General features: G+C 58.8%; 1 protein-coding gene and 2 pseudogenes. All 3 read right to left on the bottom strand.

From position 1 onward, the window contains the following. Positions 1–918, bottom strand: a 918-nt coding sequence (locus GEU01_RS20845; RefSeq protein ID WP_026018850.1) for a DUF6880 family protein, incomplete at its 3' end; no start/stop codon positions are given. 906 nt (positions 919–1,824) lie between these two features. Next, positions 1,825–2,127: pseudogene (locus tag GEU01_RS20860) on the bottom strand (transposase); the annotation flags it as partial. Between the two features lie 40 nt (positions 2,128–2,167). After that, positions 2,168–2,354, bottom strand: a pseudogene (locus GEU01_RS27155) (ISL3 family transposase); the annotation flags it as partial.

Raw genomic sequence — 2,354 nt, forward strand, 5'->3', positions numbered from 1 at the left:
TTCGCACGCTTCGATCCGAAGATCGTCATTTTCCCAGCGGAACCGGGGCGTCTCCTCAGTCTCCCGGTCGAGCCATTCGAGCGCCTCATGGGCACGCTCCTTGTCCAGCAGGCGACGTGCAACATCGCCGATAGAAGAGGACTGACGTTCACTCAGGTTGACTGCTTCGATATAGGCATCGACGTCACCTATTGCATCGGCCAGATCCTTCAGATGACCGAGGGTCTGCATGCGCGCAAAGTCGGTACGATAGTCTCCCTTCGCATTTGAGGCGGGAAGGTCGTGCAGTCGTGCAAGCAGCGTGTTTCTGAGTATGGCCGCGCCCGGCTTCCCCAGTGCTTCACCGCACGAGACAAGCAGGCGGTCACAGGTGCCATACCCGTCGTTATCGAGAAGTGTGAGCATATCCCTGACAGTGACAGCCGGATCCCGACCAGCCTGTCGTCCCCAGAGGGAGCCAAGATCGGAGACCGCTTCGCGAAACACATCTGACAGGTAACCGGAACTGTCATCAGAGCGCTCATAGACGGAAGGAGCAAGTTCCACGAGAAGACGCATGGCGGAAATGGCCTGCCCGACATCCGTCGTTGCAACATCGTTGAGAATGGATTGCCGTAAGGCATCGAGCTCGGTCGTAAGGGGTTTGATCCGGTCCCAGGGCAGGAATCCACGGGAACGCTGGATCGTTCGCAGCCTCTTTTCGATCTCCTTGCCGAGTTTGTCTTTCGCATGAGTGGCTGTCAGCGCCATGCGCAGCTTCCGGGTGAGCACGGCATCCTGTTCCGACAGTTCGACCAGAAGGTCTGCAAGCCGATCCGCACCAAGGGCTTTCAGATTGTTTTTCGTGACGGTCGTGCCAACTTTCGCGGATGCGGCGGATTTGCGGGTGGCAGGTTTTGTAGAAGGAGTGCGGACCATGAATGCAGATTATGACAGCGACACAGGGGACGCAATCAAAAGCCGTTATCAGGAAAAAGAGGAAAAAAGCTAATGGCTCCGCCCTCGCGCCGGTAAGGGGTCGCGTCAGCGCGCTGACGCCGTCCGATGGGGTGTCCCCGATCTTCCTGCGCTCCGTGCAGACCGGGCGATACCCCGCCTCATCGCTCATCCTTGCCGTTGCTGCCCCGCTGCTCGCCGCGAGGCAGAGGAACAGCGGGGGCTGTTCCTCGCGGAACAAAGGGCAAAGATCATGACCGGCAACATCACCACGGTGACCGATTTCCGCAACGCCATCCTCAACGGCGACAGCGTGCAGCTTATGCGCACTGGCTCCGGCCGGCCTTCAACCAGATGCACCATGTCCTGAAATGGGGCGGCTTTGCTGTCAGCTTCTACGGTTGGAACCGGATTGATTTATTCGCCGCTGCCCGGCGCGTACGGCGCTCGCCGGCGGGGCCGGCTCGCGGAGAGTATGGCTGGAAAGAGGACGTTATTGGTTCGGGGATCACAACGCTGCCAAGACAACGCGCCGCGTCCACGGCGCGAGCGGAAGGCACCAACAGTGGGTGCCTCGGTTATAGTCCGGCGTGCTCCGCGCGCTGTCCTGGACTGTAAAAGCATAACAGGAAAGTCCATCGCTATGACGGTCCCGATGGCATCCATCTCGTGCTGGACCGCGATTCTGGCGTGCTACGCATCGTCGTTGTGGTCGATCGGCCGCCCGATGCACCGGGAACCTGGTACGTCATTGAAGACGGGTACCTTACGACCCGTCTGGCTTGTGTCGCGCGCTTCGGCCGCCTGCTAGCCGGCCAGACGCCCGGCTCCTTCCCGGGAGTGTCCTGAAGTCTGTGTATCTGACCTGGCCCACGGTTGTTCAGCTACTCAGGCGGCGAAGCGCTCGCCGAACATTATGGCGAACTGGTTGCGGGCTGCAAACCATTCCCGCACATTTCGCCCGTCTTTCTCAAAGCTGCGGATTGCCATGTAGATCAGCTTTGTTGCGGCATCGTCAGTCGGGAACAAACCGCGCGTCTTGATCGATTTGCGGATAACCCTGTTCAGGCTCTCAATGGCGTTCGTGGTATATATGATCTTTCGGATTGCCGGATCGAAGGCAAAAAACGGGATCACTTCTGGCCATGCCCGGCGCCATGCCGGGGCGATTGACGCGTATTTCCCGGCCCATTTCTCGGTTTTTCCGCACTTTTCGTGATGATGTTTTTGATTATGCGGGTTGGAGGGCACGAGCCCTGAGGAGTTCGAAGCCTGCTCTTCCGAACATGGTTCGCTTGATCATTTTCAATCGGCTGATCTGTCCTTCAACCGGGCTGGTTGTCCATGGTGTGACGAGAGAAGCTTCAATGGCAGCAGCATCCCGTTCAAGCGCAGGTATCAAACGCGATAGCAGCGTC

The sequence above is a fragment of the Komagataeibacter europaeus LMG 18890 genome (genome assembly GCF_000285295.1).
Lineage (GTDB): Bacteria > Pseudomonadota > Alphaproteobacteria > Acetobacterales > Acetobacteraceae > Komagataeibacter > Komagataeibacter europaeus.